This is a genomic window from Streptomyces sp. NBC_00299 (assembly GCF_036173045.1).
GTDB lineage: Bacteria > Actinomycetota > Actinomycetes > Streptomycetales > Streptomycetaceae > Streptomyces > Streptomyces machairae.
Map to the genome: position 1 here is coordinate 198,504 of NZ_CP108039.1, position 25,782 is coordinate 224,285.

The following is a 25,782-nucleotide window of genomic DNA, read 5'->3' on the forward strand; positions in this document are numbered from 1 at the left end:
ACGAGTGCACAGAGGACGAAGCGGACTCGACATGCCCGCTCGGGGGTGGTGCGGATCAGGGAGTGCAGCCGGCCGCGGAGCTCCTCAGTGCTCGCAGAGGGAGAACTCTCGCTCGTAGAGCTGCTCGTTGTGTTCGTCGACGAAGAACTTGCGTTCCTTCATGAGTTGTTCGCGGTATTCCTTGGCTTGTTCAAGCGTCATGGTCGAGGTGGGGGACCATGGCTGTTGTGGTGGCACATCGGATGTCGAGACGATTTCTTCCGACGGGTCGACCAGGAAGAACGCGAGAATCTTGCGATGTCCCGGGCGGGTGGGGTCCGCGAGGCGGAATGAGCCGACGCGGTGTTGGAGGATGTTCGGGAACGCCAGGCAGCGGCCCGCTGGGGTCGATGCCGATCCCAGCATCTGGTTCAGTGCGTCTTCGTCCTCCAGGCCGTAGACCTCACGCAGACCGTTGTCGTCGTTCTGCTCATAGCTCGGGTCATCGAGTGCCGCCCTGAAGCTCAGCCGGCTTTCCGTGATGTTCTCGCTGTCCCAGTAATAGATGCCGGTCGAGACGATCCGCTCGTTCATCATCCCCTCGACATGCCAGGAACCGCCGAGGTACTCGGGCTTGTCCGGCGTGAGATGAATGGTGGCGAGCTTGACGATGACCTGCAGACGGCGGCCGCGCAGATCGACTCGGGCCGAGTCGTCGGGCAACTCGGGCGGGGTGAACGTCGGGGCGTCCGGGACGACCGGGCGGCGGTTCTCCCACCAGTCGTCCTGGGCCTCTTCCCAAGTACGGACCGCTTCCTGGTAGGCCCCATCATCACTGTAGGCAGATTTGTCCGGGTAATCCGGCTCCGAGTCGTACCACCCGTAAGGATCGGCCTCGATCCTCAGGGGCCGCGGATGGCGCAGATCAGTGAGCACGTTCTCCAGCAGCGGGCGCAGGCGCGCGAACAAGTCTGGTAGGACGGCGGCCAGTTCGCGGTGATTATCAGGGTGGACGTTGTTGACGTACGAACGGAAAGCAACATCGCCGTCGTCACTGACCTCGACGTCAGTGGGCAGCCACTGGAACTTCTCCGAGAATTCGTACCGCGAATAGCGGTCCGTCGGGTTCTGCCAAGCCCGCTCGGGCGCTCCGCTGACCTCGCGCACCAGGCAGAACAGCGAGGGATGAACCAGATCCAGTACCTGACCATCGGATCCGGGATGCCAGTCCTGTTCCGCTTCCGGCACCTGTTCCAGAACCCGAACGGCCTGGCGCAGCCGGGATCTGAGCTCGTTGTCGATGAGTGTGTCCGACTGCCACACCCCGTCGACTGCGGAGACCTCGACACCGGTTCGTCCGTCTCGCAGTGCGGCGTAGTGCGCGAGTTCAGCAAGCGCGTAACGAACCTGGGCTTCAGTGAGGCCCTGGGAGACCGCTTCTTGCGTCCACCTGGCGACAATGTCGGCGTCGTTCATCTTGTCGAACCACCCCGGCTTCGCCCGAATGTGGGCGCTGCACTGCATCATCTGAAGTTCCCGCAGCGTTCGGGGTGTCGCGAACGATATGGAACGGGAAGCATGAAAGGGCAGCGGGAAAGCAGACAGGCCAGTCAATTCTCTTGGTCCTCCCAGTCGGTGTGCGGCAGCGGGAAGGATACGTCAGCACACTGACACCCCGGCCGCAGCTCCGGTTGGTCCGGGAGCCAGCGCTTCGGCGCAGACGCATGATGCCCGGTTCGAGCTCAGCCGAAGCCGAGCAGCCCGAGGTCTCGCGCACATCAAGGCGACCGAAGCGCAGGAGGCGGCCGTACGTGCCGGGGTCGGGGCATTGCAGGAGCCCGTGACAGCACTCATACGCACCCAATCGAGGGAAGTGCAGAGACCACCAGGTGGGTCGGCGGTTGGGCACCGCGACGCCACGTCGAGCAGTGGAGCGAGATGTGGGCACAGAAACGTCGCACAGGTGACGGCGGGCAGGGCCATCAGCCGCATGCCCTCCGGCCAGCCCTCACGGGTGTTCATCCCAGTCGGCTCCGCCACGAAGTAGCCCTCCTGGATGCTGCCGTCCTGGTGCACGGAGGTCTCCCATGCGGCCTCGGGCGGGCGGGCGATGGCCCGCTCGTCGTCCTCGGTGATCTTCCAGGCGGCGTAACGGACCGCGCTCTGTGTGGTGTTCAACGCTTCCAGCTGCTCCAGCAGCCCGTGGGTGGCTCCGGCCCCGTCCACCCGGATGAGGATCTTTGCAGCTGAGGAGCTGGGACGCGCGAGGGTGTCGGTGAGCACGCGGACGTGGTCAGCCACCGTGTTCGCTCCGGCGTTCCCCGGGCGCAGGAGCATGGCCAGGGACTCGGTGGTGTTCGCGCACCACGCGGCCAGCGGATGGAACCCGAACGTCCTTTTGAAGGTAACCGCTGCCCCCGGCCTTCTTCGGCGCCGCGGTGATGATGGTGGCGTCCAGGTCGATGACGATCGAGCCGCACAGCCGCTTGCCCACAACCATCAGCCAGGGGAAGCCGCCCGGCCGCAGATGCGGCAGGCTCCACACGTGCCGGCGCATCCGCGCCCGTACCTTTGCGATCTTCGCCGGGGTGGCCTCGTCGAGCGCGGCCAGCGTGCGCAGGGCGGTGGAGTCCGAGGCCATGGACCCGAATAACGGCCGGTGATGTAACTGGAGTTGCTCGGCCTCGGACAGGTTCGACGCTCCCAGCACCATCACAACCGCCAGGTGAACCAGCACTGCCGCTCGGTCCCGCCAGCCGGCCACCCTGCTGGACGGCAACACCTTCGCTAGCGCGTCGGTCAGCCCCGGGCGGTCCGCACACCGGCGCAGCAACACCGCTTCGGCATGCCCGACCAGCCTCTTCCCGTCAACCAACACCGACAGCCGACGGTCCACCCTGCACGCTCAACCACCACAAGGGTGCCTTGCCCACATCTGCTGAATACTCCGCAGGGCTCACCGATCTCCCCGCTGCCGGCCAAGATCGCCCTGCATGCCCTCGGACCGGGGACCTGTGGAGCGCCTGATCCCGCTCACGACCCGGGCTGGGACACCACCGGGTCGCTACCCGGGGACCGGGGCGTCGCGCGGTGGCGACGGGCGCCCAGTGGGCTGAGTTCGAAGACCAACCGTCCCAGCGCCACAAGGGTGCCCTGCCCGAAGACGAGAATCAGCCACCACCCGACATCCCAGTACCAGTTCTCGGTCCAGGGCTGTGTAATCGCCAGCGTCCCGATGAGGTGCGAGACGGCGATGACGATGCCCGCCCTCCGCTGCCGGGCACAAAGGAACGGCAGCATCGCCCAGAGCACGGAGGCCAGCACCAGCCAGGGGGCGAAGAACGGCAGACCGGACATGATGGGCCTCGATATCGGTAGACAGCACAGTCTGGCTAACGTCGCACCGGCGGGCCCGCGGTACCAGCTCGGCTGGATATCGCACGGATCACGATGCATCCCTGCCGACCCACCGGCCGGGCCTGTCACATGCGCGGCCGCACCCGCGCAGCTGGCCGTCGCGAGAGCACTGCTCCCGCGCGTACGACCAGCGACTTCTGTGGTGCGGGGCCTGGTCAGTGCATTCCGAGGTGCCATGTGGATGCAACGGGTCACGGTCGTGTCGCCCACCTGCCCGCGATCCTCTTCAGCGTCCACCCGCCCGTAGCGGGACACAACGCGTGCGTCCTTCCGGGCCCGCATGCCGCAGGACGCACGCCGGGGCTTGTTTCCGAACCCCGCCTCGCCCGAGAAGCAGACGCTCGGGTTGCTCGAGCGTGGTGACGCCCGAAGAGAGGGGTAAGGGCCCGGGGCCGGGCGTTTGGCTGAGCCGGGCCCTCACGAGGAACGTTCCGTCGGCCTTGCCAGGCAGTGGCCGACTACGGTCGAAGTGTGCGGTCGCGATCGCCGCCACCCCGGCGAGAGGGTGCCGCCGCCGGCGCTGGCGCGTGGGAGCACCGGTCGGTGAGGGGCGGTCGGCCGGGCCGGAGTCGGAGCCTGGCAAGTCCTCGGCCCGCCACCGCGATCGGCTCCTGCGTCGCGCTCGCCCGGTGAATTTAAAAAGGGATCAGTTTTGTAAAGTCATGATCCGCGAGTTCGGATCAGATCGGTACTGAAGAGGCGGGTGCGATAACCGGCTATTCCTGATGCGGGAAACCCGAGGACAGTAGTCAAGTTACCCGTAGGTTTCTCGTGACTTGTTTCACGATTCTCAGTAGAACTCGTTTCTGTTACGTGAGAGAAAGGGGATCTACGTGGACTCCAAAATACCCGAAACACCGGAGGGAAGAGTTCTCTCCCGTCGCCGCTTCATTGGTAGAACTGGTTCTATTTTTGGTGCCGTCGCTCTGGGCGCATTCGACCTGCCGACCGCTGCCGCACTGTCTGAGGAGCCCGGCCTGATCGAACCCGGTGCACAGGTCAGCGCCCTCGTGATAGGCACCGGATACGGAGGGTCCGTCACCGCGCTCCGGCTCGCCCAGGCCGGCGTGGATGTGCACATGGTGGAAATGGGCATGGCTTGGGACACTCCGGGGACGGACGGCAAGGTCTTCGCCAACACCACCACCCCGGACTACCGGTCCTTCTGGCTTCGCACACGGACCAAGCAGCCCATCAGCAACTTCCTCGGCTTCCCGCTCGACCGGGACGTGCCGCGGTACACGGGCATCCTGGACGCCGAGGAAATGGGCGGCATCGTGGTGTACCAGGGGCGGGGTGTCGGGGGCGGCTCCCTCGTCAACGGCGGCATGGCAGTGACACCCGAGCGAAGCCGCTTCCCCGGAGTGCTCCCGTCGGTCGACGCCGATGAAATGTACGACGTCTACTACCCGCGGGCGAACAGCACCCTCGGCGTCACCACGATCGACCCGGCCTGGTTCGAGACGACCGAGGCCTACCAGTACGCACGCGTGGGCCGCAAACACGCCGGGCGCTCCGGTTTCCGCTTCATGTTCGTCCCCAACGTCTACGACTGGAACTACATGAAGCAGGAGGCTGCGGGAGCGGTGACCAAGTCGGCGCTGGCCGGCGAGATCCTGTACGGCAACAACCACGGCAAGAAGTCGCTGCCGAAGACCTACCTCGCGCAGGCCCGTGCGACCGGGCGGGTCACCATCTCACCCCTGCACAGGGTCACCGCGGTGACGCCCGCCACCGGCGGCTACTGGGTGACCATGGAGCAACTCGACACGAGCGGAGCCGTCACCACCACCAAGACCGTGCGGGCGCAACGGGTGTTCTTCGCCGCGGGCAGCGTCGGCACCAGCAAGCTACTGGTCCGTCTGAAGGCGACGGGTGCGCTGCCCGGGCTCAACAATGAGGTCGGCAGCGGTTGGGGCGAGAACGGCAATGTGATGTGCGGCCGGGCCAATCATCTGTGGGACCCGACCGGGGCGCTGCAGTCGTCGATCCCGACGGCGGGCATCGACAACTGGGCTGCGGGGGGTGCGTTCGCCGAGGTGGCGCCGCTGCCGACCGGTATCGAGACCTGGGCGTCGTTCTACCTGTCGATCACGAACAATCCGCACCGGGGTCGGTTCACGTGGAATGCGTCGGCGGGGAAGGTGGAGTTGGACTGGCAGACGGCGTGGAAGCAGCCGTCGATCACCATGGCGAAAACGATCTTCGACAAGATCAACGCCAAGGAAGGGACCATCTACCGCACAGACCTGTTCGGCGCCTACAAGATCTGGGGCGACCACCTCACCTACCACCCGCTCGGCGGGGCGGTTCTCGACAAGGCAACTGACAACTACGGCCGGCTGCACGGCCATCCGGGTCTGTACGTGATGGACGGTGCCCTGATTCCCGGCAATGTCAGCGTCAATCCCTTCGTCACCATCACCGCGCTCGCCGAGCGCAACATCGAGAAGATCATCGCCGAGGACTTCTGACCGGTAGCGCGTCCCGTCGGTGCGCCGTGCGGGACCTGTAGGCCGTGCGCAAACTGTGCACCGTGCGGAAACTGTGGGCCCGTGCGGAAACTGTGGGCCGTGGCCGAGGGGCCCGGCCCACAACCCTGAGCGCGCCTGGTCAGGAACCCTGTGGCGACGGCAGCACACAGACACTGTCGAGCCCCAGCACATGATTGAGCCGGCCGAACGCCAGCCAGGAGCCGATACTCATACTCAACTCCACGATCTCCGCCTGGCTGTAGTGCGCCTTCATCCGGTCCCAGAACTCGTCGTCCAGACTGTGATGGTCAAGTGCGTAACGCTCCGCGTACTCGGCGGCGAGCCGTGTCCGTACGTCGAAGGAGTCCGTGGTCCGCCACTGAGCGACCGCGTCCAAGAAGTCGTTCTCGACTTTCTCTCCGTCGCGTTCGGTACGCCAATCCAGGCAGAACAGGCATCCGTTGATCTGCGCGATACGCAGGCGGGCGGCCTCGAACTCCCGCAGCCCGAGGGTCGTGTACTGATAGACGGCCAGGGAGAAGGCGCTGGCTGCCTGGCCGATTTCGGGAACCAGGTCGCCCCAGACGTACGGGATCGGCTCGGCGCCGTCGGGGATGTCGATGTGCATGATCACTTCTTTCCCAGTTTGCCCACCGCCGGGCGCAGCGGGATGTCGAGTGCGTCGTAGAGGCCGGGTTGGGCCTCGGCGAGCCAGTCGATGGCGTTGACGATGCGGCCGGCTGCTGTCGCGTTGCCGCCCGCGGCTCTGTTGAGTCCCTCGTCCGTGGCTTCGACTGTGACCTCTATGCGGGGGCGCCCTTCGATGATCACGCGGTGTGCGCCCGCTCCGGCATCCGGTGGTGCGGGCCAGTCCGGAGCGCAGGTGGCGTGAATGCGGGTGACGTGCTCGACGATGATGCGGGGCTCGCCCTCCACCAGACCCTGCACCTCAAGGCGCACCGCTCCCTGAGTGCCGGCGGGGAACTCCCCCATCGTGTCGGTGACGACGGACGTTTCGAGGGGGCGGCGCTCCAAGGTCTCTTCGATGCCCTCGAGTTCGACGCCGAGGGCTCGGGCCATCATCCGGAGCTGTCCGCCCCAGATCATCGTCGGGATGCCGTCGGCGAGCATCAGCGGCTGGTAGTCCAGGGGGTGCCCCATGCCGATCAGGTGGCGGACTGCTTCCTCCTGGTCGTAGGTCGAGTAGTCGAAGATCTCCTGACAGCGGATGGCGTCGATGTCGGATCCCAGTCCGCTGATCAGGAGCGGAAGTATGTCGTTGGCCCAGCCGGGGTCCACGCCGGACACGAACAGCGAGCCGCCGCCGGCCTCGACGGCCGCGAGCAGCACGTCGCGGATCTCGTCCGGTGCGTTGGTGCAGTCGTACATGCCGTACAGGGACGGTGTGACGACTACGGCGCCGGTACGGAGCACGCGCGTGATGTCTTCGATGGCGCCGTCCAGACGAACGTCGCCGGAGGCCGCGTACACGACCGCGCGGGGGTGTTCGGAGAGGACCTTGTCCACGTCGTCCGTGGCCGCCACGCCTAAGTGTCGGTCGAGTCCGCTGAGTTCGCCCGCGTCCTTGCCGATCTTGGCGGGGTTCGACACCAGCACGGCCACCAGGCTGAGCATCGGGTGTGCCGCAACAGCTCGGATGGCTGCGCGTCCGACGTTGCCTGTGCCCCAAACCACCGTGGGAATCATGGGCGGAGGGTAACGATGCGCCCTAAAACTTCCCATAGTCGCGCAAGAGGAATCGGGCCCAGCGGCCGGAGGAGTCCGGCCCGGATGAGGGCGTGCCCGTCCGGCGGCTGGGGTGGGGCCGCGGTCCGCGCGTAGAGGCCCCGGCCCGTGCAAGGGTGTGGCCGCAGGAGCCGGCATCGGGCTGCTCGAGCATTGCTTGGGCATTCGCCTGCTACGACGAACTCGTCGAACTGGATGACGTCCGGGGAGTGTGATCTGGCGCGGGTCCGGACTGCGGTTCGCCGCGGTCTTCGGCCTTGGCCCGGCGGTGGTCGCGGGGGCGGGGGCTGAGTGAGGGTTGCGCAGGGGTCTCCGTTGCTGCCCGGCCGTGGCGGGCCAGCACGGTGATGGTGGCTGCCAGGAAGACGGTCTGCATGGCGGTCCGGGGGCCGAGCTCGTCGTACCAGGGCACGTCGCCGGTGGCGGCGTGCACGTTGGCCGGGAACATGAGGACCAGCATCGCGCTGAGCGCGGCGGCCGAGAGCCGGGCCGTTCGTGACCACAGCAATCCGAGCGCGCAGGTGAATTCGGCGATGCCGGTCAGGGTGACGAGCAGGCCGGGAGCCGGTAGGGCGGGCGGCACCATGGCGACGAGTTCGTCGCGCATGCCGACGAAGTGAGCGCCGGCGGTGAGCGCGAACATGGCTGCGAGGCCGCCGCGCAGGGCGTTGGTCGGCCGGCCGAGCCGTCTGGCCCCGAGCGCCCCGGCGAGCAGCAGCAGGCCTGTGACGGCCACGAGTGTGACGAGCGGTTCCATGCCGGTTCTTTCTGCCGTGACGGATGTCCTGGTGGATGTCCTGGTGGATGTCGTGACGGATGTCGTGACGGCCTGTCTTGACGGTGCGGGGGCCCTCGGCGGGGCGTTAGCCGCGACTGTCCGGTCAGGCGGTGTCGTCGGCCACGGCCGCGGCCGACCTGCGGACGGTGTCGGGGTCGATGTTCTGGATCTGGATGACGACGCCGTCCGGGTCGGTGACGCGGATGCTGTGGCCGAAGTTCTCCTCGACGAGCTCGTAGGGGTAGCCGTTGTGTTCGAGGCGCTGCGCGACGTGTTCCAGTGGCTCGTCCGTCGTGAAGCCCAGTTCGGTGGTGCCGGGTGGCCGGCCCTGCGAGACGGCGGCGGCATGGATGCCGACGGCGCCGGATGCGGCGGTCAGACGGACCCAGACGGCAGCGCCGGGCTCTTGGCGGACGGTGAGCCCCAGGCCGGCGTAGAAGTTGCGGGACGCGTCGACGTCGGCCACGTACCTGATGGGAAGGACGGTCAGCATGGTCTGCCTTTCTGCGGTGGGTTGCCAGCCAGCGTCCTGCCGGGTGCTCCGCTGCGCGCTGTAGGGTCGCCGAGTTGGACACGATCGGACGTTTGGAGGGGGTCTGGTGGCGCAATCGGTCACGCTCGACGTGCTGGACCGTCGTCTGATCCATGCTCTCCAGATCGACGGGCGCGCCTCGTTCAGCCGGATCGCCGCCGTCCTCAAAGTCCCGGAGCGCACTGTCGCGCGTCGCTACCAGCGGCTGCGGTCGGCCCTGGTGGTCCGGGTGGTCGGGCTTGTCGACAGCCAGCGGATCGGCATGCTCGACTGGTTCGTCCGCATCGACTGCACGCCGGAGGCCACCGACGTGCTGACCGCCGCGCTCGCGCAGCGGGACGACACCTCGTGGATCGCCCCGCTCGCCGGCGGCCCGCGGCTGACGTGCATGGTCCGCACACCGGGCGCGGGGGCGGAGGGCGGTCGGCCGCTCTTCGACCACTTGCTGCGGACCCCGGGGGTTCGAGATGTCGAGGCGGGCTGTGTGCTGCGGGCGGTCGCCGGGGTGGGTGGCTGGGCAGGCCGTACAAGCGCGCTGGAGGCGTCCGAGCAAGCGGCTCTCCTCGACTCCGCGCCCGAGTCACCGCAGGGCCCGGACGTCGTTGCCGAGCTGTCCGGCTGGGGTGAGGCGGAGGCGCGGCTGGCGGGTGAACTGGCCCTGGATGGCCGCGCGGACGTCACGCAGCTGGCCGCTGCCACCGGGTGGTCGGCATCGACCGTGCGGCGCCGTGTCGCCGGGTTGCGGGCCGCCGGGGTGCTGCATTTCGAGGTGGATGTGAGTCCGTCGTACTTCGGCTTCCCGGTCGAGGCGCTGTTGTGGCTGGAGGTGGCGCCGGCCGCCCTGGGTGAGGTGACGCAGGCGCTGTCGCAGCACGCTGCAGTCGCCTTCGCTGCCGTCATGACAGGCCGGGCGTCGGTGTTCGCCATGGTGCAGTGCCGCGACACCGGCGCTCTGTATGACTACCTGGCCGGCGAGTTGGGCGCGCTGGCGGGCATCGGCCGGGTGGAGAGCGCTCTTGTTCAGCGGCGCGCCAAGCGGGCGGGGCCACTCCTGCTGCCGGCGATGGCGGAACGCGCGCCACGGTTCGCGCCTCGGGGGACGGTCCGCGGGGCCGGCCGGATCAGATGACGACTGAGTCGGATTCTCCCCGTGGTGCGGACGCAGATTCTCCCCGTCCGTGGCGGAGCGTGTGAGGGCGGTCGGCTGCAGGGCCGTTCACGATCGGCATCTTGTGGTTCTTGCTGACGGGCTCGGTGGGCTCTCGGGCCGCCGCCCGCGAGCGTGCCGCTCTGCTCAACGCCCTGCTGCTGTAGGGCTCTTAGGGGGTGCGGGCGCGGCTGGGTATCCCAGGCTCTTGCGTTGCTGCAGGTCAGCCAGGGAGGGATGGTTCCATGGCCGGACGGTGGGTGTGGGAGGTTGCGGCGGCGGCTGTGACCGGTGATGCTCTCGGTGTCGTGCCGACCGAGGCTGGACTGACCATCCGTCGCCGGGAGTTGCGATGTGGGGTGCACATATCGCGCCGGGCCGGCGGTAACCGGTACCGCCTGCAGTCCTGGCGATCATTTCGGGGGGAGAGTCGGCATGGAAACGATCATTGTCCAGCCGTCCGGTCCAGTGCGGCCGGGCGCTGCCGGGGCGGGCGAGCCCGGGCTGCTGTACATGGGGCCGGGAGATGTGGCCGATTTCGGGCGGGGGCTGCCCGGTAGCGGGGACGTCTCGATCGTCTTGCCCGATCCCGGGATCTCCCGGCGGGCGGGGCGGCTCGAGGCGGCCGAGGACTACTGGCGGTTGTCGAACTTCAGCTCTGACTGCGCGTATGTGGTGGAGAACCTGGAGGGTGCCGGTGAGTACATGACCGTTGCACCGAGAAGGCTCGGGGCGCCGGTGCCTTTCGAGTTTTCGCGGGTTGTGCTGCCGGCGCTGAGCGGAACCGCGGAGTTCAAGGTGTTCGCCCCGCAGCACGCCTTTTTGGACGAGCGGTCCATGCCGGGTGCGGGTGCGGGTGAGCAGACCGTGCTTCCCTACGCGCTCGATGTGACGGCCAAGTATTTCCTGGTGCTGGTGGCGTTGTGCGAGCCGCGGCTGCGTGAGGGGTCGGACGGGGCGCTGCCGGGGGCCGGGGACATTGCGGAGCGGCTGCGTCCGCTGGAGAGCTGCCGTGGGCTGACCCGTTCCGCGGTGAACTACCACATCGACTATCTGGCCTTCGCGAAGCTGCGCCTGGACGTGGGTGAGGAGCCCGGGGCGGACGGCAACGGCCGTACCGGTGCCAAGCGTGCCCGGCTGGCGCTGCTCGCTCTGCGTTTCGGTCTGGTGCGCGAGGAGCATCTCGCGCTGTTGCCGTCGCGCAGGCGGGCCGGCGCGCAGGGGGCTGGGGCGTGACCCTGTCAGGCGCCGGGGGCGGCGCGCTGGGGGCATCAGGAGACAGCGGCGCTGCGCTGCCGTCAGGGGACGGGGCGGACGTGCTCGGGGCATCAGGAGGGGACGGCAACGGTGCGCTGGGGCCCTCAGAGGACGGGGCGGACGCGCTGGGGCCGTCGAGGGACGCGGAGGACACGCTGGGGGCGCCCGCGCCGCGGCTGCCGGCGGGATTCCGTATCGAGGGCTGGGAGCTGAACGCGGTCATCGGCTCCGGCGGATGGGGCACCGTGTACGAGGCCCGGTCGGTCGCCGAGGGTACGCCGGTGGCGGTGAAGGTGCTGCCGACCGGCGCTCTGGCACCGGGCCAGCGTGCCGCGCTCGGTGAACTGGTGGCGCGTGAGGTGCGGTTCAGCACAGAGGCGGACCATCCGCATCTCGTACGGACCCGCGCCGTGTGCACCCTCGACGTGCCGGAGCTGCCCGCCCTGGACGGTGCGATCGCGCTCGTGATGGACCGTGCCGAGGCCAGCCTGCGCCAGGTCCTGGACGCCGCCGAGACCGGCCGCCCTGTCCCCGACGCGGTACGCCTGCTGCGGGGCGTTGCTGCCGGGCTTGCCCATATGCACGACGCCGGGTGGGTGCACGGTGACCTCAAACCCGCCAACGTGCTGCTGGGCGCGGGCGGCGAGGTCTGGCTCGCCGACTTCGGCCTCACGACCGAACTCGACGGCACCCACGCCCACATGCCGCCGCTCGGCACACTCGACCATCTGCCGCCCGAGTGGTGGTCCCAGCGCACCGGCGCCGACGGGTCGGTGGTCCGGCCGACCGCCGACATCTGGGCCTTCGGTGTGCTGGCCCATCAGGTGCTCACCGGGGGCCTTCACCCGTTCGCCGGCGCCACCGCCCGCGCCCGCTCGCTCGCCGCGCAGGCCTACGCCCGGGGTAGCGCGCCACTGCGACTGGATGCCGGACTCGAGGAGGACTGGCGCCGGCTCATCGGTGACTGCCTGGCACCGAACCACGCAGCCCGCCTCCCGCACACCGCCGCGAGCCTCGCCGCCCGCATGGACGACCTTCCCGGCGGGCGTCGCCGCCGGCGTCGACTGCTGCCGGCCACCGTCGTGGCGCTCGCCGGCGTCGCAGCCGCGACCGCCGTCGCCGTCGCCGGGTTCGGACTGTTCGGCAGCGACGATGACGAGGTTGGTGACCGCGGCGGCGGGCGTGGCACTCCGGCCGTCGTCACCGGTACTCCCGTCGTGGCGGCCGGGGAGATCCCGCAGGACGCCGACGTACCCGAAGCACTGCGGCCGGTCATCGTCAGTGCCGCCCGGCGCTGCACCGACGCCGAGGTCACACCCGCGCTGCTCGCCGCGCTGCTCAAAGCGGAAAGCGGCTTCGACGCCGACGCGGCCCGCCCGGCCACCGACGAGCACGGCATCGCCATGTGGACGCCATCGGTGTTCCGGGCCTGGGCCGTGGATGGCGACGGAGACGGAGACAAGGACCACCTGTCACCGCCGGACGCCATCCACACCATGAGCCTGTACGTGTGCTGGCTCGACCAGCGCTTCAAACAGGCCCGACTGCCCGCCGAGGACCTGCCCGCGCTTATCGCAGCCGGCTACCGCACGAGCGACCGCACGGTCATCGAGGAACGCGGTGTCCCCGAACGCGTACGGCCGCACGTGGAGAGGGTGCTCCGTTTCCTCGCCGACTACGAGCGGTGAGGAGACGGCCAACTTCGCACCACCCAGGCCTCGCGCTGCCGCGCCCAGCAACCCCCTGACGTCCACCGGGGACAGCAGTCTCTGAGGTCCGCCGCGGTCAGCAGTCCTTGACGTCCGGCAGCCGGTTGCCGGGCGAGCTGATGAAGATGTTGGAGACCCAGCCGCCGTACTGAGGCAGATAGGCCCACCAGTCATTGGTGTACGGCGGCACATGCACCTGCTCCCCCCGCGCCTGGCAGCCCACCAACACCTCGGCCGCGGCAGGCAGTTGCGTGATCGGCGCGTTACGTGTGGACGGGTCACGGCGGACGTTCACATGGCTGCTCCACGTGCCGTACCACCACCCCGCAGACCTCGCCACACCCGGAACATCCAGCGAGCGGGTCAGCCGGCCGATGTCCGTGAACGCCTTCCCGTACGACGTGCCGACCGGATGGAGCGTGAACACCGCCACGACGAACCGGTCACCCGCACCCACCGTCCCCGTACTGTGCAACGCAGGCCGGGTCAGATCCACGTCCGCGGCAACGGGAGCGAGAGCCTGGTTCTGCTGGTGCTGGTGATGGGCCGGAGCCTTGGCGGCCTGGCCATGGGCGGCTTGGGCCTGGTCGGCCTGTGCCTGGGCAGATGACGCGGTCGCTCTGTCCTCCGTACGCGGCGCGGCCGCCGTCGTGCCCGGCGGGCCGCAAGTGCCCTCCTCGTACGACGACCCCGCCCAACCCTGTTTGATGGCCCACGGCTTCTCGAACGCCCCGGCAATGCCGAAGTGCTGGTCGAAATCGTCCGACGCGCAGCGGGTGGACTGACGCAGGTTGCCCATGACGAAGTCGCGTACCGCAGCCGGTGCCGAGTCCAGGAGGTAGCGGTAGATGGTCACGGTGTCACGGGCCGACAGCGAGGCATAGCCCCAGTAACCGTCGTACCCGGCGGGCGGCCCCACCGTGTCCTTAAGGCCGAGACGGCCGGCCATACGGGTGATGATCGCCGGGCCGCCGTTCTGCGACCAGTAGTAATTTGCCGCGTCGTCCCAGCTGCTGCGGAGCATCGGCTCCAGCCGGGCCCAGTCGGCGGCGGGCACCGTGTAGTCGGGGCCGCGGTTCCACAGGAAGTCCAGCGCCAGCAGCAGTTTGACGACGGAAGCGGACCGGAAACGCAGACTCGGGTTTACCTGCTCGGTGAAAGTACCGGTCTGCCGGTCGAATACGGCAGCCCCGGCGGTGACTCCGTCGGGTACCTGGACGGACGCTGGACCGGCCTGCGCAGCCGTCCCTGCAGGGGCAACGACGGCGGCATCAGCGTCCGCCCGAGCGCGGGCATTGGCAGGGGCGTTGGCGGTGGCGGACCCCGCTGCGGCACCGCTGATCAGCAGCAGCGTGGCGGTGGCAGTGGCGAGAAGACGGCGCTTCATAGGTAGAGCTCCCTGAGCAGGATCGAGTTGGTCGGGGTGAGGTCGACGTGGAAGCTCTCCTGGAGGCCGATCGTGAAGTGACAGTCCGCGGTGAGGGACTTGCACGTCTCGGCCAGCGCACAGTCGGCGCCGCACGGGCAGCAGCGCCATTGAGAAGTCTGCGCAAGGGGCACGCCTCTCGCGGTCAACAGTGAGTGGCGGTCAGTGCACAGCAGGGGTGGGGGCGAGGAGGACGGGGTCTACCACCAGTCGGAGCAGTGGACCCGCCCGATTGAAACCAGCGAGCCCCACGCCCTGAACTGGTACTGCGAGGCGCAACTGGTGCGCTTGAACGGCGTGCTCAGACCTGACCGGACGGACCGGACATTGAACGGATCGCGCTACAGCCAAGGCACACACCGCCCCTTCGTGACCCCAGCCGTCCGCACGCCCGTCCATCCACACACTGCCGCCCAGCCGGGTCCGGCCACCGATCTCCCCCAAGATGGTCCGCTGGCTGATCCCTTCTGGAGCGTGAAACGAACATCGCCGAGATCGAAGCGGCGCGGCTTGCCGGCGTCACTCTCAGCGTTACCGGGACGGTCACCCCAGCCACGCGCCCCGCCTCCGCAGTCCGCGGCCGGAGCGCGGCCGGAGCCCGTGGCGGCTACGCGGGCCGGACAAGGACCACGCCGGCAGCGACCACGCACAAGGCGGCAACAGCGGCGAGCACGGAACGGGACAAGGGCACGCGCATCAATGCAATCTCTTCCTGTCTGCGAAGGAGACCCGCTGCTGCAGCCGGGAGTCGGAAAGACACTCGAACCCTAGAAAACAAAGCGGCACCAACGACCCTGACAAATGACAGGGTGACAACCCAACACCACACCCCCACGACAGCTGCGCGTGCGCCTTCCAAGCCGGCATGCAGAAGCGCGCGGAAGACCACGCCAGGCCGGGTGGATCTCGGCGAGGTACGGCGGCCGACCGGGATCGACGGCTCGACAGGAGGATGCCGGGGCGGGGACGCACGCGGAGCGCACGGATGGCTCCCACCTCCGTGTTCATCCGCACTCACGGAGACCCATCGACCACTATGGGAAAAATGTCTGGTCTACCAGGAGGTCTTGCATGCACCGTGATGGCTTTCCCGCCCCGGATTCCGGGCTCCTCCTCACCCACTTTCTGACGGTGACTGACGTAGCCCGATCCCGCGCCTTCTACACCGACGTCCTCGGCGGTGAAGTAGTGCTCGAGGAAAACCCCTGCACCATCAAACTCGCCAACGGATGGATCATCATGAACCCCGGCGGCGGCCCCACCCCGGACAAACCAGACGTCACCCTGCACCCGCCCACCGACCCCACCAGGGTGAGCAGCTTCCTCAACCTCCGCGTCGCCGACATCGAAACATGCCACCGGGAATGGAGTGCCAAAGGCGCCGAATTCCTCACACCACCCATCGACCGCAAAGCCGAACTGCGCTGCTACCTACGCGACCCGGACGGCTACCTCATCGAAGTCGGCCAGGCCACGGGCATGCTCCACGGCACATACGCCGACACGCCCACCCACACCAGCTAATCCCCGGCAAGGCAACCGACCCAACCCACCCCAGCCACATCCACGAGCTCCCCCAACCCCTGGACCGACTCCGCCGCCCACGCCAGGTACTTCAGAAAGTGCCGCCGGTGCGCGGCACGCTGGCTACGACCACGACAAGTACCGCACTCAATGCTGGTTCGTCGAGCGTGCGTTCGCTCACTGGCCCGGTTTCGCCGCCTGCGGATCCGCTGGGAGATACGCGACGACATCCACGAAGCGTTCCCCACCCTCGGATGTGATGTGCCCTGATCTGCGGGAGGCGTCTGGCCGCGTGACGACCGCAGCCAGTCCCTCCACAAGAAGGTCCTTGAAGGCACTGGAGCCAGTCAGTGCACGCGATCCCCGCATTCCGCCGGAAACAGCACGGCACCTGGCGGCAGTTCGCTCGGATGCCGGGTGATCACGCGCAGACATGCTTCGCGAGTGTCCTCCGCGGCCGGGTATTCGAGGGTGAGTTCGCTCAGCATGGTGACGGCTCCAGCGAGCTGCATTTCCGCCGCGTGCACGCCGTCGGGGAGACAGCCGGCCAAGATGCCGAAGGCTGCCGTGTCGCTGCCGTCGGCGACGCACTCGCGGATCTCGAAGCGCCAGTGCGCGGCCGCCTCGGCCAGCAATGACTTGCCCCTCTTGCCCCGCCCGACAAGGAAATCGGCGCGATCCCTCAAATGGTGGGCGATGGCACAGCAGATGGGAACCGCGGTGCCGTCAGGAGCCGTCAGGAGCCGTCACCCGCGTGTACCCGGCATGCGGATAGCACGACAGGGCCTCATCAAGCAGCCCCATCGCGGTGTCCTGTGCCGCCGAGTGACCCCGCCGGGCGATGTCCAGGAGCAACGGGGTCGCAACCACAGCCGCTGGGAACACCGCGCCACTGTGACCATGAACGATCCCGCCCCCGCCGAGCTGCGAGCCCGCCTCCGCCGCCTGTACCAGGTTCGCTGCCTCGGCCAGGGCTCGTAGACCACGGGCGGCCCGATCCGGTTCATACCAGTCGGGATGGCCCGGTATGGACTCCCAGTCCACCACGTCGATCTCATCCAGCACAGCAGCATCCTCGCACCCAGCCACTACCCACCGTACGAGCCTCAACGAGGTCTTGAGGGCCCTCCGTTAGGAGTTCTCAGACCGGCCGACGCAGTTGTAGCGCCACCGCGATAGGAGCCGTATGCCTGAGCCGTTCTCCGAGGCCGACCTCCCGACTCCGGATGCTGCGGTGGTACTGATCTTCCTGTCCATCGTGTAGTTCCAGCCGTGGCGCTGCTTGATCTGCTTCCAGCCTCACGTCCTGGTGCCGCAACGCAGCGTGAATTCTCGGGCGCGGCTCCCGCAGGCCCTCAGCCCACCGACTCCTTGCTGCACGTCCGCCTCGGGCAGGGCATTCAGGCAGTCCGGGATCGTGACTGCGTGCGGCTTCAGATCGGTGCCGGCGAGCTCGCCGCGGCCGCCGTCCGGCTGGAAGCCGAAGTCCATCCCACCGCCTTGACTGGCGAAGGCGGGGCCGCTGACGGGCAGGACAAGCCCCAGGGTTGACCATCGCATGCCGCACCAAACGCAATTGGGGTGACCTAGCTGAAGGGCAAAAGCCGCAGGGCATGTCACACAGGCGACGTGCCCTGGGCGCAGAACTTCGTCTGGGTAGCTGCTACTTCAGGGTTACCGCGTCACCGGCCGACACGACCCGCGCGGTGGTCGTCGTCCCGGGGAAGTACCAGCGCCAGCTTCCCGCCGAGGTGGCGGTCACCTTGGTGCTGAGCTGCCCGGTGTCGCCCGTCCTCACGGTCTTGACCGTGCTGTAGTGGGCGCTGCCGGCCTTCTTGAACTGAAGCTTCACGTCCTGCCTGGCGTATCCGTGGTACTTCAGGTCCTCCCAGTTGGCCCGGGACAGCTTGCCGGTGACGGTGAGCTTGGCGCCCTTGGCCACGGGCTCGGGCCCGGCGTTCGTCGTGAGCTTGGAAGCGCGCTTCATCTTGAACTCGGCGATGTGGTCGGAGATCCAGTAGTCCCCGTCCTTGGCCTTGACGGTGGCGTTGACCTGCCAGACGCCCGCGCTGCGGTTTACGTCCTCGGGCATACTGCCGGGGAGCCAGGCCGGGGCGATCGTCATCGTGGCCGTGCACACCGACGTGGTGGAACTCTTCTTCTCGCACCGGGTGTCCACCCAGTCGCTGAAGCCCCAGCCGTTCGTCTTGTTGAACACACTGACGTCCGACAGGCCCTTCACTCCGGAGTTGTCCCGGATCGTGATGGCGATCGGATAGGTGACGCGCGCCGAGGTGCCGAGAATGACGTTGTTCCCACCGTTCACGACCGTCTTGGTGACCCGGATGTCCCCCCTGCCCTCGGCATGGGCCCCCGTCGCGGACAGCAGCGTCAGGGCCACCGCCCCACTCGCCAACATCCAGGCCGTTCTGGCCCCCCTGGCCGTTCTACCTCGCATAATCCCTCCCCTGTGATGTGGGAAGCGAGATTACACAGGCAGCCGGACCAGGTTCGCACAGAGGTTCGCCACCGAGCCACGGCACATGTCGGCCGCGATCGTCGCGCCGCGGTCAGCGGGGTCTGCGGGGCACCCTCGTGTTGCCCGGGCGGGTCTGGACGTGGGGCCCACCACCAACTCAGGCCAGGCCGAACCGCTCGGCGTGCACCTGTCGCGCGGGGACCTGCAGGTCTCGCAGGCCGGAGAGTACGGCCCTGGTCATGGCCGGCGGGCCGCAGACGTACACGTCGCGTTCGGTGATGTCGGGGACCAGCCGGTACAAGCTGCCCGGGTCGAACGGCGGAACTCCGCCCTCGCCGGTCCTGCCGGTGAGCAGCTGCAGCCTTCCGCCCCGCAGCGCGACCAGGTGACGCACCTCGTCGAACAGTACGGCATCGGCCTCGCTACGAACCCGGTACAGCACAACGACGTCGCCGGTCGTCTGTTCCTCCAGCATGGCCCGCACGGGCGTGATCCCCACGCCTCCGGCGATCAGCAGGACGCCGGGCCGGGTCCGGTGCAAGGAGGTGAATGCCCCGTACGGTCCCTCGACGAAGGCGCGGCTGCCGACCGGGACGTCCCGCAGGCCCGCGCTGGAGCTGCCCGCCGCCTTCGCAGTGAGGCGCAGTCCCTGGCCGCCGGGCGCCGCCGACAGGGAGAAGGGGTTGGCCAGCCACCAGTGGTTGTGCCCGGGGAACCTCCAGATGCAGAACTGGCCGGCCCGGGCCGGGAGTTTGTCGAGGTGTCGGCCGGTGACGTACACCGAGACCACGTTGTCCGACTCCGGCACTACGGCAGCGACGCGGAACTGGTGGTAGGCGTTGCGCCACAGCGGCACGGCGACCCGCCCGGTCAGCAGCGCGCCGAAGGCGAACAGCCACAGGATCCACCAGTAGGCCGTGGCGAACGCGGAGGACGTGAACGTGGTGGTCTCCTGCAACTGGTGGACGAATGCCAGGCCCAGGGCCACGTAGAGCAGCAGGTGCAGGCCATGCCAGACCTCGTACTGCAGTCGGCGCCGCAGGCCCCGCGTGGAGATCGCGGCGATCACGACGATGATCGCCGCTGCGAGCATGCCCAGCAGGGAGGCCGGCACCCCGCTGAGCGCGACGAACGTCTTCCCCATGGACGCGTCGTCGAGAGTCGCGTAGCCGAGCACCACCAAAGTGGCGTGGGTGAGGACGGTCCACAGCAAGGTGAAGCCGACCCAGCGATGCCACACCGTGAGCCGGTCCATTCCGATACGGCGGTCCAGCCACGGCAGCCGGGCCACCAGCAGCAGCTGGAACAGCATCAGCAGGGCCGCGTGCAGGCCGAAGAACTTGGCGACTGTGAGCACCCCGTTCTTGCCCTCACCGGCGCTGACGAACAGCGTCTCGACGATCACCACATTGACGATGACGAACGTCCACATCGCCCAGCGCGCCGCGTCGACCGGAAGCATGGTGCCCGTACGCACCGTATTACTCGCCGCCGTCATGGTTGCCTCTCATCCCCCCATGGCCGCAGTACTCACGACCCGTGTGCACAAACCCCATGAATACCGAGGAATTCGACCGGATGCGCACCTCGATCGGGTAAGAATACGGCGCATGGGCCCGATCCGTTCATGCCGGAACCTTCCAATCTGACCGCCGTGTGATCGATCTCGTCGAAGCACGCCTTGATGTCTGCCTCCAGGACCCAGTGGAACTTGTTGGCCCCGGAAGACAGGTGGTGGATCTCGGCAATCGCGTCGTGTGCCCGCCGGTTGGGGCGGAACCCGTACGAGCACGGCATGAAGTCCGCCTCGAAGATGGGTTCGAGTAGCGCTTTGAGGCTGGCCTGGACCACCCGATCAGCGACCGTGGGAATCCCCAGCGCGCGGAGCTTGCCGCTCGCCTTCGGGATCATCACCTGCCGCACTTCGACCGGTTCGAACGCGCCCGACTTCAACACGTCCCTGATGTGTTCCAAGAACGCCTCGACCCCGATCCAGGTCTCGATCATGGCCACCGTGGCCCGGTCGATTCCTGGAGTCCTCGCCCCGGTGTTGGTGGCCACGCGTTCCCACGCATGCACCAGAAACGCCGGATCGTAGACGAGGTTGAACAGGTCACCGAACCGCCGGGAGTCATCTTCTCCCGCCCATCGGTGCAACTTGATCTGCATCTCCCGTACCGCGAAATGAGCCGAGTCAGGACCCGGCCACCGCACGGCGCCGGTATTCACCGGCGCTTCTTCGGGCATTGCACTCCTCTCCTCGCATGGCACGCTGCCGTCCTTCCCCCTGTTCCGGGCTCTCCCCGGCTCCGAGTACTACGACGGCTCCGCCCCGCTCGCCCCCATCGGCAGGCATCGCGCCTATCCCCGCTGTTCGGCCTGGCTGGCCGGGTCGCGGGGAGCGGACACGAGCGGTTCCCACGTTCACTGCTGTTCGGTTGACGGGTTAGGCACCCGGCTCTGCCCCTGCGGCCTCGTCACGACTACGCCGTAGACCTTCGTCGTGACCTCCCGGCCCAAGCTGCCAATACCGGACCGGGAGTTCCCCGCCCTTCCGGGCAGTTGCGCACCGCTGACCAGCCCATATCCACCGGATTGGAGCTGGCAAGAACTCAAGAGGTGTAGTGACGCCGGTTCCTCGCGTATACCTTCCCGTCTCGCTCACCGGGCCCGACCCATCCGGCAGTGCTGGGCCGACCCGACTTTGTCGAGGCTGCTCTCGCCCTCCCCGGCGATCCCCGGTTCAGGCTGCCTCCAGCTTCACCTCGCCGCTACGACGGTGAAGCGACGGTGGTCTTCGGTCGTGTCCCGCCTCGTGGTGTAAGCGATCTTGCTCGACGCGTTTCGGTGAACCGCGCGTCGGCCTGCCCGTGGGACGCGGCTCTCGCGTCGCGCGTGGCTGACCCGCCGTCAGCGCCACTGGCGGACCCGATCCGTGTCGATGCGGCAATGACCTGTGCATTCCGGGTACTTGATCGGCTACACCATCTGAGGGGACGCCACCTGGTCTTCCACCTCCGTCCGAAACAACAGCGCCTCGTGGCGCACTGACACGGTTCTTACCAGCACCCCGAGTCGTTCAGCGACCGCCCCCCGGGCACCCGCTGTAGCCACCGGAACCTGGGACGCGGCCGAGGGGGCGCGTTCATCTCGGCCCTACGGCGGGGACCCGGGGCGGACAGAGGAGCGGTAGAAGACCGAGCCGACCCGCGGCGGGTCGGATGCAGGAAGAAGATGAAACGCCGTGACTGCGGAGACCAGTAGGAAAACCCTTATCCAGCGACCCGAAACGGGCTGGGCGAAGGCACGTCGCCTCCACGGGCGCCGCATACGCACCTGCGTTCGGGCCACCATCGACGGCGACACCGGACAGATGCGCTCCGGGGGCCGAGTGGAACGTCGTCAGGGGCGAGGACTGATACCACCCGCATGGTGCCGAAGCTTGCCACGTGCGCAAGCAGGGACGTTGCACACTGTCGATGAACGCGTGGCCTAGTGGCCCGCCGGACAGCATGCGCACCGTTTTGCACGCGGGTGAATGGCGGAGGTTAAGGGTCAACGCGGAGCCTGGTCTAGAGGGCCATAGCCCAGCCGTACGGTAGTCGGCCCCCGCTGATGCCTCCGCCACTGCATGACGGCAAATCAGTCATGCAGTGGCGAGATCCGTGGGACAAGGAAGCGGGTTGCTAAGGCCGTCGTGGCAGTAGGCAATTATCCGGCGGAATCGCCATGCGGACTGGCCGAGTGACCCTCCCGCAGCACATGGCGGCGTAGAGGCTACGATGCTGCCAGAGTCTCATGTTGTTGCTGGGCACCCTCACGGTCAGCGCCATAGCGCTGCAAAAGTGCGTCCGCCGCGAGCAGAGCCCGATCCGCAGTACGGGCTCCGGTCATCACACAGAGCGTGTACGTCACGTCTTCAAGAGCGCGGCTGGTGCGGCCAGTAGGGAGCGCGTCGTGGTCGATACGCGCTTGAGCGAATCGGGCCAGTACGGCCCGGAGCTCGTTCTCTGTCGGAAGGATCATGACGAATGCCCCTCTCACACATCACGGCTCGGACGCGAGCAGCGTCACCGCCCGGAAGAGCCTGCAGTACGGCCTCCCACGGCACTCTCGGAATCACCTGCGTCGAGCGAATCCCAGGTGTCCCCCGCCCCAGCGGTCCGTAATCTCTCTTGCTTTCTGAACGCCGGGGTACCCGGGCGCGGTGAAACCACTCGTACCTTCGGGCGTGTACGCCCCTCAGGAAGACACCGACCTGCTCATTGGTGCCCTGCGTGACGAACCGCTGCCGTACGGCGCGACGGTCCTCGACGTGGGGACCGGTTCGGGCGCGCTGGCGATCGAGGCCGCTCGGCGTGGAACGCACGTGACCGCTGTGGACGTGTCGTGGCGGGCGGTGTGCGCGGCCCGGCTGAACGCCCGGCTGGACCGTCTCCCTGTCCGCACCCAGCACGGCAACCTCTTCGCCCCCGTACGCGGCCAGTCCTTCGACCTCATTCTGGCCAACCCGCCGTACGTCCCCACACCCGACACCGGCCGCCCGCCGCGCGGTGCCGCCCGATCCTGGGACGCCGGGCGCGACGGGCGGCTTGTCCTCGACCGGATCTGCGGCGAGGCCCCCGCGCTGCTGCGCCCCGGCGGTGTCCTCCTCTTCGTGCACTCGGCGCTCAGCTCTCCCGACCGAACGCTGGCGCAGTTGACCGGAGCGGGCTTGAAGGCATCGGTGACCCGCCGTCGCATCATTCCGTACGGGCCCGTACTGCGCTCACGGAAGCGCTGGTTGCAAACCCGCGGCTTGCTGTCTGCCTCAGAGCAGACGGAGGAGCTGGTGGTCATCCGTGCCGAGCTCCCGGCCTGACCCGTCCCGGCAAAGCCTTGTCCAACTGGATGGAGGTGAGCCTTGGCTGTCGATCAAGGACGAGTCCGCAGGCAGTGTGGGCCGCCCTCGCGGACGGAAGCCTCGATGTAGCGGGTCCGGGCGAGCTGCCGCTTCAGTTGCGCAACTGGCGGTCCAGCGGGGTACCCCGCTGCTCCAAAGGATTGGAAGGTCGCGGACGCACTCCTCATGAAGTGGACCCGCGTCTTCGTGTACGCCCAACGCAAGCAGTGCAGCGCAGGCAGTGTCTGAGCGAGTCCCAGGTCGCCCCCTCACCCGCACCCGCGCGACCCGCGTGCTCGAAGCGCGCGTGGCAGCGTCGGCGCCGTACGGCGGGCCACCGCCGACATCCTTCCTGGCGGGCGTCACCGCGATTTTCAGTGACGTCCCAGCGTGACGCGGCCCGACGGCGCTGACGACCGGTCCGGATCCGTTCGTCCGCGAGTCGCAGACCAGCCCACCCCCAGCACCACAGCCAGAGCTGCTCCCGCCGCATCGCCGCCGTAGTACATCAACTGAGCCCCGCTGTGCAGGTCGGCGGTGGTGAAATCGGTGCCGGGCGGTGGTAGGGAGTGCAGGGTCTTGGCCAGCCCGCCGTGTGCGGCGCCGGCGGCCAACAAGGTGGTACCACGTACGACGACACTCCAACGGTGACGCACCGGATCGAGCTGGCACACGGCGAAGGTGAACAGCAGCCCGGCCGCCAGCAGGTGGGCGTGCGCCACAGCGTGCAGCAGGGGATGGTGGGCCATGGCCGCGAACAGCCCGGTGCGGTACAGCAGCCACAGGCCGCCGACGTCCAGCAGTGCCGCCAGCGGAGGGAAGACAAGCCAGCGCGCGGGAGACAAGTGCATCAGGGTCGTCAGAGACCCTCGCACCCGGCCGGGAGGAAGGGCCCGCAGAGCGAGCGTGAGAGGGCGTGCCACAACGAGCAGCAGCGGGGCGCCCATACCCAGAACCAGATGCTGGATCATGTGCCCGGTGAAGGGCCCTCCCGGCGGTCGACCGACTGCCGCCCAGGCCATAGCGATGCTGCCGGCGGTGAAGGAAACGTCCCGCCACCAGGGCCAGGCATCCCCGCGGCGCCGAAGACGTCCTGCAGCCAGCGCATAGGCGACTGCCACCAGCAGCGCTGCAACGGCCACGGGCGGCTCGGATGCGGCCAGGTTCGTGTCCGGCCCCGGGTGCACGTGCGCGAGACTCACGATGCGGGCCCCCGGCCGTCGCGGCGGGCCGCACGTACGGCCAGGATCATTCCGACGAGCAGCAGGGCCAGGGCGGTGATGTTCCACGCCCAGTCGTAGGGGGTGACGTCAACGCCGTAGCGGATCTGGTGCAGGCGTAGGAGCTTGTGGTCCACGATCCCGTCGAACAGTTGGAAAACCCCCAAGCCCAGGAAGAACCCTGCCCGCGCGTGAGCCGGTGCCAGGGCCCGACGTCGGCGCAGGTCGGCGTGCAGGAAGAACCCCGCTACCAGAGCCAGCAACTCGGCGCTGTGCAGCAGCCCGTCGGACAGCAGACCCACGCTGGTGGTGGACCGGTCGTAGAAGTGGTGCCAGCCCAGAATCTGGTGGAAGACGATCTCGTCGACAGCGGCCATCACCGCCGCACCGATCAGCGCCCACACGGCCATCGACCTGCGAGGTTCGGTGCAGGTGCCCGAGGCAGTGGGCGGCCGGTCCGATTCATTCATGCACATCCGCCTTTCGATCCGCGTGTCGTCGACTGTCCGTCTCGCCTGGGCCTGCCCCGTCGTTCCCACCGGGTGGGTGAGCGCGGGTGGTGCCGGGTACCCGGCGGGCATGCTCAAGCGCGCACTGTGGCAGGGGCTGGTCGCCGGTGCCGCCGACGGCGTCATGCTGACCCTCGGCGGCGAGAAGTCGAGCAGGCTGTCACTGGTCAGCCTGACTCCCATGGGCCCGCGCAGGTCTTGCAGCGGATGACCAGCATGCCGGAACAGGTGGGCGGGCAACCGCTGCCGGTCATACTTGGCCATGCACTGCGGCGAGGCTGCTCTCCTCGGCGTGCTGCGCTCGGTCATGGCCCAGGCCGGACTACGGGGTGCCGACCGCCTCCGCCAGGTTCACCGTGGTGCGCCTCACCAACGACCAGATCTTTGAGAACGCCACCGGCGTGGGCGCCCCGCCGCCCACCTGGCCCCGCAAAGAACTCGCCGTGCACCTCATACACAAGGCCGTCTACGGCTTCGCCACCGGTGCCGTCGCCGACGCTCTGGCCTCCCGCAACAGACCGGGACCCGGACAACCCCAGGCCGCCGTCCGTCCCAGCCTCCACGCCGACGTCGACCCGTTGGCCCACAAGAATGCCCACGGCCGATGAATCCGGCCCCCGCATGCGACCGGCAGATGCGCTGCCACTCCCCTCCGCTGCCAGCCTGCGCCGCGTGGTAGCCGCCAGGCCATGTCGCCGTCGAC

Annotated in this window: 27 protein-coding genes; 8 read left to right on the forward strand and 19 right to left on the reverse strand. The window is 68.2% G+C overall.

What is annotated here, in order from left to right:
- Positions 1-84: 84 nt before the first annotated feature.
- The 4 genes from OHT51_RS00950 to OHT51_RS00965 all read right to left on the reverse strand — a co-directional run bounded on the left by OHT51_RS00950 (position 85) and on the right by OHT51_RS00965 (position 3,336).
- Positions 85-1,593, reverse strand: a complete 1,509-nt coding sequence (locus tag OHT51_RS00950) for a DUF4246 domain-containing protein (RefSeq protein WP_328876939.1) — start codon at positions 1,591-1,593, stop codon at positions 85-87.
- Positions 1,594-1,638: 45 nt separating this feature from the next.
- The gene (locus OHT51_RS00955; protein ID WP_328884199.1) at positions 1,639-2,355 is read right to left on the reverse strand and encodes a hypothetical protein; all 717 of its coding nucleotides are present in this window, start codon (positions 2,353-2,355) and stop codon (positions 1,639-1,641) included.
- Positions 2,273-2,875: a hypothetical protein gene (locus OHT51_RS00960; RefSeq protein WP_328876940.1), complete on the reverse strand. Its 603-nt coding sequence runs from the start codon at positions 2,873-2,875 to the stop codon at positions 2,273-2,275. The genes OHT51_RS00955 and OHT51_RS00960 overlap by 83 nt, the downstream gene beginning before the upstream one ends.
- A gap of 137 nt (positions 2,876-3,012) precedes the next feature.
- Positions 3,013-3,336: a hypothetical protein gene (locus OHT51_RS00965; protein WP_328876941.1), complete on the reverse strand. Its 324-nt coding sequence runs from the start codon at positions 3,334-3,336 to the stop codon at positions 3,013-3,015.
- Between the two features lie 986 nt (positions 3,337-4,322).
- Between OHT51_RS00965 and OHT51_RS00970 the strand changes: the two genes are divergently transcribed.
- Positions 4,323-5,870, forward strand: a complete 1,548-nt coding sequence (locus OHT51_RS00970) for a GMC oxidoreductase (protein WP_443052689.1) — start codon at positions 4,323-4,325, stop codon at positions 5,868-5,870.
- A 139-nt stretch (positions 5,871-6,009) separates the two neighbouring features.
- On the opposite strand, the gene OHT51_RS00975 is transcribed toward OHT51_RS00970, so the two are convergent.
- From OHT51_RS00975 to OHT51_RS00990, 4 genes are all read right to left on the reverse strand, one after another.
- On the reverse strand, positions 6,010-6,498 hold the full coding sequence (locus OHT51_RS00975; protein ID WP_328876943.1) for a carboxymuconolactone decarboxylase family protein: 489 nt from the start codon (positions 6,496-6,498) through the stop codon (positions 6,010-6,012).
- A 2-nt stretch (positions 6,499-6,500) separates the two neighbouring features.
- The gene (locus OHT51_RS00980; protein WP_328876944.1) at positions 6,501-7,577 is read right to left on the reverse strand and encodes an NAD(P)H-dependent amine dehydrogenase family protein; all 1,077 of its coding nucleotides are present in this window, start codon (positions 7,575-7,577) and stop codon (positions 6,501-6,503) included.
- Between the two features lie 211 nt (positions 7,578-7,788).
- Positions 7,789-8,373: a DoxX family protein gene (locus tag OHT51_RS00985; RefSeq protein ID WP_328876945.1), complete on the reverse strand. Its 585-nt coding sequence runs from the start codon at positions 8,371-8,373 to the stop codon at positions 7,789-7,791.
- Between the two features lie 124 nt (positions 8,374-8,497).
- Positions 8,498-8,887 carry a VOC family protein gene (locus tag OHT51_RS00990; RefSeq protein ID WP_328876946.1) on the reverse strand — a complete coding sequence of 130 codons (390 nt, stop codon included), beginning with the start codon at positions 8,885-8,887 and terminating at the stop codon, positions 8,498-8,500.
- A 106-nt stretch (positions 8,888-8,993) separates the two neighbouring features.
- On the opposite strand from OHT51_RS00990, the gene OHT51_RS00995 reads away from it, so the two are divergent.
- The 3 genes from OHT51_RS00995 (at position 8,994) to OHT51_RS01005 (ending at position 13,018) form a co-directional block, all read left to right on the forward strand.
- Positions 8,994-10,055 carry an Lrp/AsnC family transcriptional regulator gene (locus OHT51_RS00995; protein ID WP_328876947.1) on the forward strand — a complete coding sequence of 354 codons (1,062 nt, stop codon included), beginning with the start codon at positions 8,994-8,996 and terminating at the stop codon, positions 10,053-10,055.
- Positions 10,056-10,508: 453 nt separating this feature from the next.
- Positions 10,509-11,309, forward strand: coding sequence for a serine/threonine protein kinase (locus OHT51_RS01000; protein WP_328876948.1), 801 nt, complete (start codon positions 10,509-10,511; stop codon positions 11,307-11,309).
- Positions 11,306-13,018 carry a serine/threonine-protein kinase gene (locus OHT51_RS01005; protein WP_328876949.1) on the forward strand — a complete coding sequence of 571 codons (1,713 nt, stop codon included), beginning with the start codon at positions 11,306-11,308 and terminating at the stop codon, positions 13,016-13,018. Before OHT51_RS01000 ends, OHT51_RS01005 begins: the two co-directional genes overlap by 4 nt.
- A 97-nt stretch (positions 13,019-13,115) precedes the next feature.
- Here OHT51_RS01005 and OHT51_RS01010 read toward each other — a convergent pair whose 3' ends face one another.
- A complete protein-coding gene (locus tag OHT51_RS01010) occupies positions 13,116-14,426 on the reverse strand; it encodes a hypothetical protein (protein WP_328876950.1) in 1,311 nt (436 codons plus the stop codon).
- Positions 14,423-14,599 carry a hypothetical protein gene (locus OHT51_RS01015; RefSeq protein ID WP_328876951.1) on the reverse strand — a complete coding sequence of 59 codons (177 nt, stop codon included), beginning with the start codon at positions 14,597-14,599 and terminating at the stop codon, positions 14,423-14,425. The genes OHT51_RS01010 and OHT51_RS01015 overlap by 4 nt, the downstream gene beginning before the upstream one ends.
- Before the next feature lie 937 nt (positions 14,600-15,536).
- Between OHT51_RS01015 and OHT51_RS01020 the strand changes: the two genes are divergently transcribed.
- Positions 15,537-15,989: a VOC family protein gene (locus OHT51_RS01020; protein ID WP_328876952.1), complete on the forward strand. Its 453-nt coding sequence runs from the start codon at positions 15,537-15,539 to the stop codon at positions 15,987-15,989.
- Between the two features lie 347 nt (positions 15,990-16,336).
- On the opposite strand, the gene OHT51_RS01025 is transcribed toward OHT51_RS01020, so the two are convergent.
- The 7 genes from OHT51_RS01025 to OHT51_RS01055 all read right to left on the reverse strand — a co-directional run bounded on the left by OHT51_RS01025 (position 16,337) and on the right by OHT51_RS01055 (position 22,494).
- Positions 16,337-16,675 (reverse strand): hypothetical protein, encoded by a 339-nt coding sequence (locus OHT51_RS01025; protein ID WP_328876953.1) that lies wholly within the window; start codon positions 16,673-16,675, stop codon positions 16,337-16,339.
- 40 nt (positions 16,676-16,715) lie between these two features.
- On the reverse strand, positions 16,716-17,054 hold the full coding sequence (locus tag OHT51_RS01030; RefSeq protein ID WP_328876954.1) for a hypothetical protein: 339 nt from the start codon (positions 17,052-17,054) through the stop codon (positions 16,716-16,718).
- A 234-nt stretch (positions 17,055-17,288) separates the two neighbouring features.
- Entirely contained in the window at positions 17,289-17,480 is a 192-nt protein-coding gene (locus OHT51_RS01035; RefSeq protein ID WP_328876955.1) for a hypothetical protein, read from the reverse strand.
- Between the two features lie 172 nt (positions 17,481-17,652).
- Positions 17,653-18,408: a hypothetical protein gene (locus tag OHT51_RS01040; RefSeq protein ID WP_328876956.1), complete on the reverse strand. Its 756-nt coding sequence runs from the start codon at positions 18,406-18,408 to the stop codon at positions 17,653-17,655.
- Positions 18,409-18,625: 217 nt separating this feature from the next.
- Positions 18,626-19,966 carry a ferredoxin reductase family protein gene (locus tag OHT51_RS01045; protein WP_328876957.1) on the reverse strand — a complete coding sequence of 447 codons (1,341 nt, stop codon included), beginning with the start codon at positions 19,964-19,966 and terminating at the stop codon, positions 18,626-18,628.
- 32 nt (positions 19,967-19,998) lie between these two features.
- Entirely contained in the window at positions 19,999-20,715 is a 717-nt protein-coding gene (locus tag OHT51_RS01050) for a reverse transcriptase domain-containing protein (protein ID WP_328876958.1), read from the reverse strand.
- 1,530 nt (positions 20,716-22,245) lie between these two features.
- Positions 22,246-22,494: a DUF5133 domain-containing protein gene (locus OHT51_RS01055; RefSeq protein ID WP_328876959.1), complete on the reverse strand. Its 249-nt coding sequence runs from the start codon at positions 22,492-22,494 to the stop codon at positions 22,246-22,248.
- 181 nt (positions 22,495-22,675) lie between these two features.
- Between OHT51_RS01055 and OHT51_RS01060 the strand changes: the two genes are divergently transcribed.
- On the forward strand, positions 22,676-23,329 hold the full coding sequence (locus OHT51_RS01060) for a HemK2/MTQ2 family protein methyltransferase (RefSeq protein ID WP_328876960.1): 654 nt from the start codon (positions 22,676-22,678) through the stop codon (positions 23,327-23,329).
- Between the two features lie 395 nt (positions 23,330-23,724).
- Here OHT51_RS01060 and OHT51_RS01065 read toward each other — a convergent pair whose 3' ends face one another.
- Together OHT51_RS01065 and OHT51_RS01070 are read right to left on the reverse strand one after the other, a co-directional pair.
- Entirely contained in the window at positions 23,725-24,639 is a 915-nt protein-coding gene (locus OHT51_RS01065) for a cytochrome c oxidase assembly protein (RefSeq protein ID WP_328876961.1), read from the reverse strand.
- A complete protein-coding gene (locus OHT51_RS01070) occupies positions 24,549-25,040 on the reverse strand; it encodes a DUF2243 domain-containing protein (RefSeq protein WP_328876962.1) in 492 nt (163 codons plus the stop codon). The genes OHT51_RS01065 and OHT51_RS01070 overlap by 91 nt, the downstream gene beginning before the upstream one ends.
- Between OHT51_RS01070 and OHT51_RS01075 the strand changes: the two genes are divergently transcribed.
- Both OHT51_RS01075 and OHT51_RS01080 read left to right on the forward strand, forming a co-directional pair.
- On the forward strand, positions 25,039-25,290 hold the full coding sequence (locus OHT51_RS01075) for a hypothetical protein (RefSeq protein WP_328876963.1): 252 nt from the start codon (positions 25,039-25,041) through the stop codon (positions 25,288-25,290). The two genes, OHT51_RS01070 and OHT51_RS01075, sit on opposite strands and share 2 nt — an antisense overlap.
- Before the next feature lie 118 nt (positions 25,291-25,408).
- Positions 25,409-25,687 (forward strand): hypothetical protein, encoded by a 279-nt coding sequence (locus tag OHT51_RS01080; RefSeq protein ID WP_328876964.1) that lies wholly within the window; start codon positions 25,409-25,411, stop codon positions 25,685-25,687.
- The last annotated feature ends 95 nt before the right edge of the window (positions 25,688-25,782 follow it).